This window comes from Bradyrhizobium sp. F1.4.3, assembly GCF_040548375.1.
Classification (GTDB): Bacteria; Pseudomonadota; Alphaproteobacteria; order Rhizobiales; family Xanthobacteraceae; genus Bradyrhizobium.
The window spans coordinates 1-6,072 of the sequence record NZ_JBEPRN010000039.1; the positions used below are offsets into that span (position 1 = coordinate 1).

Annotated in this window: 4 protein-coding genes and 1 pseudogene; 4 read left to right on the forward strand and 1 reads right to left on the reverse strand. The window is 57.6% G+C overall.

Going from position 1 to position 6,072, the window contains the following annotated elements; all coding sequences use genetic code 11:
* The 3 genes and pseudogenes from ABIB73_RS37410 to ABIB73_RS37420 form a co-directional block, all read left to right on the forward strand.
* Window positions 1-180, forward strand: a pseudogene (locus tag ABIB73_RS37410) (chitooligosaccharide synthase NodC); the annotation flags it as partial.
* A 2,067-nt stretch (window positions 181-2,247) separates the two neighbouring features.
* The gene (locus ABIB73_RS37415) at window positions 2,248-2,562 is read left to right on the forward strand and encodes a hypothetical protein (protein WP_354232465.1); all 315 of its coding nucleotides are present in this window, start codon (window positions 2,248-2,250) and stop codon (window positions 2,560-2,562) included.
* 217 nt (window positions 2,563-2,779) lie between these two features.
* On the forward strand, window positions 2,780-3,517 hold the full coding sequence (locus tag ABIB73_RS37420; RefSeq protein ID WP_354232467.1) for an outer membrane protein: 738 nt from the start codon (window positions 2,780-2,782) through the stop codon (window positions 3,515-3,517).
* Between the two features lie 439 nt (window positions 3,518-3,956).
* Here ABIB73_RS37420 and ABIB73_RS37425 read toward each other — a convergent pair whose 3' ends face one another.
* Complete coding sequence (locus ABIB73_RS37425) at window positions 3,957-4,757, reverse strand: serine hydrolase (protein ID WP_354232469.1); 801 nt, start codon at window positions 4,755-4,757, stop codon at window positions 3,957-3,959.
* Window positions 4,758-4,992: 235 nt separating this feature from the next.
* Between ABIB73_RS37425 and ABIB73_RS37430 the strand changes: the two genes are divergently transcribed.
* Window positions 4,993-5,610, forward strand: coding sequence for a helix-turn-helix domain-containing protein (locus ABIB73_RS37430; protein WP_354232471.1), 618 nt, complete (start codon window positions 4,993-4,995; stop codon window positions 5,608-5,610).
* Window positions 5,611-6,072 lie beyond the last annotated feature (462 nt).

Sequence of the window (6,072 nt, forward strand, 5' to 3'; positions counted from 1 at the left end):
ATGGTTCGATGCAGCGTGGCGGCCCTTCGCGCCGGCGAGCTTCGATTTCTCGGATTCGCGCTGCACACCCCGATCAACATCTTCCTCCTGCTCCCGATGAAAGCCTATGCGCTCTGTACCTTGAGCAACAGCGACTGGCTCTCGCGCAAATCACCAGATTTGCCCGACGAAAATGGAAGGCATGGCAACTTTTTGTACCCGGCCCCCAAAACCGATAAACCGAAGGAGATTGTTTGCACGTCGCGCATTCAGCACCTTGAGCACCACATTGCTCTCCAATTGGAAGTCGTGGCTCAACTGATCTGCCAGGAACAATTCGCGCTCGGAGCGGTCAAGCTGCTCGACGAACTCACAAGCGAACTGGTCGCGGCAAAACTGGAACTCGGCGCGATAGACGAGGCGAGCGCCAGTCGGCGAACAGTCCCAGCGGAAAAACACGGTGACCTCTTCTATCCAGAAGACCTCCGCATCCTAGCTAAACTTTTCGACGAGGCAGTCGCAGCTTTACCGCCAGATCGCCGTACTATCGCCAATCGCACGCAAATCGCCAAACTTGTTCTAGCTCGGGGAACGACACATGAAGTCAGGTCCGATCCAAATCATGGCGCCTGCGTTCTTGGCGATTTGATCGATCACACGTTCAACTCTTCCTCCTCTAATCAAATCGAGGTTCCACCTAGCACCTGGCGGAATTCTGCATAAGGCGCAGGTTAAGTCACTCGAACGGGTATTAAAGAAGACATCGCCCTAGTTTTGATAACCGGCGGTCCCTTCGAGATCGCCGAGTGATGTGTATGCAGGCAGCCTCCTTTTCCTAACAGATTCGTCTCGTCAGCAGGCAGGCCGCGGGACAGGTGGCAGGACCACCTGTTCGGCATCCTCAAGTCAACAACCCTGTAACTTAGGCCCTCGGTCTCAGAGGATAAGTGCGGTACGCCTTGCACCGCAATGCGACCGCCTACCGGCCGCCCCGACGCGAATAGTCCAGGTGTCCTAACAGCACACCGACTGCGCAGTGAGATGGCTAGCCTCGTCCGCGTTTCAGCTGCCGCCGAACGTCTTCTCCGTTCTCCCCAGGGCGGGTGGGGCAATGCTGCCGAGAGAAGCGCGCCACTCTGACCAAACCACAGATACCAGCCCATAACAAATGTCGTTTCCTACAACGATCACGGCGTGGGCTGTTTCGCGCATCTGCAGACTATGCCTGGCTCGCGCACACTGCCGCAGGCCACCTCGAGTTAGAATACATTTTGGCTGGGAGTAGCCGAAGGGACTTGAATCGGACGTAGCGTCACGTTGTAGGAACGAGGCATCCGCCGCCTCGCGCCGACGAACTAGTCAACCACTGATGGCGGGAGTGTGACGTAACACATCAAAGCAATCCTCGGGTTCAGACATCGAGATGACAACAGCACTCCTTTTTCTCACTATAATCTTCTTCGGCGGCTTTGGATTAGGCTACGCCGTGCGCAGTTGGCGTTCTCGCAAACGACGTGAGCGCGCCCGGCTCTATGGTGCTCTCTTTCATTCCGGCACTTCTGCTCCGCCGCCGCTCCACGTTCCCGCACGCCGTAGTTCCTAACGCTGTATTCGGCCTCGCTCAAACAAGGAAATTGTCGATGGGCCACGCGAGGGCGCACGCCAACCGGCGGCAACTCGTCGAGCACAGATTCGCAAGGCAGAGTGGACCCCAGCGAATGTTCGCGCGGAATCAGTCCCAACAGCACGGTGTAACGTCTGATCGCCGATTTGACCCGAGACACTGGGCGGTGAAGACTGCGAGTCGGCCCTTCGCGGATCATCGGGTCGGCGGCGGTGGATTCGCAGCCGGCCCTCGGCCAGACAACGTACATCTGTGTGATCTTAGCATGTGCGAAGCTAATGCCGGACCGAATTCCGATCAGCGCCGGCGCGAACCGCGGAGAAGATATGTCTGGCACGCGAGCTAGCGCTTGAACTGAATGCAACGGCAAGCACGATTTGGGCAGCGTCGACCAGGACATTTCACTCCTCCGGCATCTACAGCACTTCGATGCCGTCGCGATCTGCATGGGCGAAAAGAGAGATCCAGAGCCTTCGCACGAGTTCGAATTTCATCTCGCGCCAGGATCAACGCGGAGTTGACCTTGACCAATGCTTCCTGGCCAAGTTCGATTCGCTGAACTAGCCTACCTAAACGGAGAGGTTTCGAAGGTGAGGCTTTCTTCGTAGAACTCGATCCGCGAGAGTCAGTACAGCGGATGCATCATGAAGCCCGACGATCGCCTCGCCGAAGTCCTTGAGAATAGCGCGTGTTTTGATGACGAAGCATGGGAGGTGTGGGCACAGTGCCTCTCACCCACTGAGCGGCTGGCGTATATTCGCAAGCATCGCTCGCACTTCCGGTTCGCTGATTATGATGATGTGATAGCTGTTGTACGGGGCCGGCGCTTCATCGGCTGCTCATCGCAGCTCCTTCGATGGCGTCACAGGACAAGAGCAACGACGTTGCAAAGCGCTTTGCTCCTCTCGGTTGCGGTGTGGCTGGGGATCATCTGGCTTGCGGTGCGCTTAATCCGCTGAGATCAGCAGCCCGCTTTTCGTCAACGCGTAAGCTACCTGTGTCCGCACGCGACCGAGCATTGCGACGCGGTTGGAGATGATCTGCAATGCCGCAACCTGACGCAGCGTTCGGTTCGACGATTGCTTTGGGCGCGCATGTTGCGGTGCAGTTACAGCAATTCGCGCGGACGTTGTTAAGACGCACGAGGCTCGGGGCACTGAAGAGATGAGAGTAGAAATGAAGAAGTTGTTGCTTGCGACTGTGAGCATTGTGGCGCTTGGCGCGGTGGCGCGCGCATTCGGCGCGGATCTCGCTGCGCAGCCCGTCCGGCCTCTCTACACGGAAGCTCCGCAGCCAGTCGCGGCTGTAATCTACGACTGGAGTGGCTACTATCTCGGCGTGAACGGTGGCTTGGGCTCAAGCTCGAATTGTTGGGATTTCGATGGCGGCACACCTGAGGGCTGTCATGATGCGACCAGCGTGACGGTTGGTGGCCAGATCGGCTATCGATGGCAGGCGGGCCAGATCGTGCTGGGTGTTGAAGGCCAGGGGAACTGGGCTGATTTGGCCGGGTCCAATCACAGCATCGCGTTTGCCGATATCAACCAGACCAAGATTGATGCGTTCGGTCTCATGACGGGGCAGATTGGCTATGCCTTCGACAACGTACTGCTTTACGCCAAAGGCGGCGCCGCAGTCACGAGCAACACCTATCAGATCAGCTCGACCCTCACGGGCGCGCAGCTTGGGAACAGCGAACACGTTCTTTGGGGCGGCGCTTTGGGAGCCGGCGTCGAGTACGGTTTCGCACCGAACTGGTCGGTTGGCTTCGAGTACGATCACCTATTCATGCAGCCCGCCACGGTGACTTTCGCCGCGCCCGCTGGTGGGACCGATCGCATCCGTCAGGATTTCAATCTTCTGACTGCACGGCTCAACTATAAGTTCGGCGGTCCGATCCTGCTGAAATATTGATCAGTCGTTCAAGCGGCAGATCGAAAGCCCCGGCCCATGGGCCGGGGTGTTTTGACAGTAGGTCAGCGTTGCCTCACCATCGAGCGAGCTGCATTCCGGCATAAAGTCTTCCACAAGCTACGCCGCAGGTGCGAGCATACTGGTTTTCACTGTGGGAATATGTAAACGCCACAAACTAGAGCGCCGGCCCGCTGAGCGTTTTGCAAGGCGAGGTATTGTCTATCCAGTCCCAGGACCCATTTATTTTCAAACAACTCCGCGCATCGCGCCCAGCCGCGATCGCACTGCAAGGCAGTTCCATAACATCCGCCTCTAACAGCAGCGCCAACCGTAACCGCTGAAAGATGCGCTCGCAGAAGCCAGACCTGACGTTCATACCCTTCGAACGCGCGAAGTCCCGATCATCACGCATCGAACCAATGCAACCGATCATGTTGAATCACCCCGATGTCAGGTCCGCAAAAAGGGCCTCGCCGAGATCGCCCATGAAGCGCGCCACCGCATTATCGGGCAGGAATGACAAATCGTCTCCGCTCGCGAAGGCCGTCATGACGATCGTAATGCCGCGCCGCTCGACAATGACTGCGTCGCCGCGGAACCCTGAGACGAACCCAGTCTTACCAGCAACGGTAAGTTCAGGGTGCGTCCCGCGGTCCTTAGCATACGGATTGAAACTCAATTTGCGAGGCAAGAGGTCGATGTAGAATTGGCGCGACATGATTTCCCGGATGCTTTGTGAAACCCGTGCGCTGATCAGCCGGCCCTCAGCGATAGCGGTCAGCATCGTAAGGAAGTCCTCGGCGGTGCTCACCGCGTCGAATCGGTTGAGAAGCCGGGTCGACGTCAGCCCGATTTCAGAAACGACGTTGTTGATGGTGTCGAGGCCGAGCAGGTCGATGACAATATGAGTGGCGGAATTATCGCTTAGGATTATCATGAGCGTCGCGAGATCGCGGAGCGACATAGTCAGGCCGGAGGAAAGGTGTTTCAGAACGCCCGATCCGCTTACAATATCTGTAGCATTAACTGTGATGAGCCGCTCGAGCGATTGCGTTCCTTTTTCCACCTCGCTCATAAGCGCGACAAGGATCTGAAGTTTGATGCAACTAGCGGTCGCGGTCGATTTTTCCGCCTGCCAGCGGATCGTCCTCCCCGTCGATAGGTTTCGTCCGGCAAAAACAACATCGCCCGACCAACCCTTGGCGATATCGATCGACCGCGAACTATGTGCAACCTTCATAAGGTCCTCGCTGGGACATCCATCTTTGCCGGCCCGAGCCGTTTTTGAGTTTCTTTGCAAAAACCTAGCGCTGGATAGACTATTCCATCTGCCGATTAGCGGCGTTTTTCGTGCTTCTCAGGTATGTTTTGCGCGAACCATCCCTGTTTAGCCCGGACAGATCACTGACGGGTGTTCGGAGACATAGCTGACACATCAACATGGGCTGGATTGGTTCCGATTCGGGAGGCCGACCATGCCCTGGAGCGGGGTGTCAGTAATGGATCAGCGCCATGAGTTTGTGCGGCTTGCCTTGCAGGAGGGCGCCAACCGACGCGAGCTCTGCCGGCGGTTCAACATCAGTCCTGACGTCGGCTACAAGTGGTTATCTCGCTGGCAAGCTGGCGATCGGGAGCTAGCCGACCGCTCGCGCCGGCCGCATGCAATGCCCAAACGCAGCGACGCCGCAATCGAGACGCAGGTGCTGGCGATGCGCGACAAGCATCCAGCCTGGGGAGCGCGCAAGATCGGCCATTATCTGAAGCGAGACGGCCAAACGGTACCTGTACCGTCAACGGTGCACCGGATCCTGTGTCGGAACGGTCGGGTCAAACCGAGCGAGAATGCGCCGCCAAATCCGGGGCACCGCTTCGAGAAGGAAGCTCCCAATCTGTTGTGGCAGATGGACTTCAAGGTCCACCTGCCGCTCGCCGACGGGACACGATGCCATCCGCTGACCATCGTCGACGATCACTCGCGCTATGTCCTGTGCCTGAAGGCCTGCCCGGCTAGCGGCGACCATCTCAGGACTTTCACCAGCGAGATATTTTCATTGTTAAGCTTGGTCGCGCCTCCGAGTAGCATTTGGAGCTGATTTGTCGCCGATTGCAAAGTCGATCGGGACTCTTCGATGCGGGCCATTACAATATCTCGATTGCAGCCTGGCAGTTCGTATTCGGTGTCCAGCGCTCTCGCAGATTGGGCAAAAGGGACGAACCATGCGTGCTTCTTTGCGTTCGGAGATGAGCGCTGCGTCCATTCCGCCAGGCGGTCGAGAGCGCGGGGATGATAATATGCTAGACGCTCGTCCGGACACACCTGCATGAGAACGTCGCTCGCCTACCAGCATTTGGAGGTTGAGAAGTTCTTGAGGGCCATGCAGCGTGCGACCGCACCTACATCAACCGGGCAGAAATCTTCATTTCGGCTCAACTAGGCGCTAGAACGGGTATCTTATGGCAGAGCCTCTAATCTTCCCGCCGCGCTTTCCCATCGAAGAATACCGCTCGCGGCTCGCAGCGTTGCGCACGATCATGGCCCGGCGGAATGTCGATCT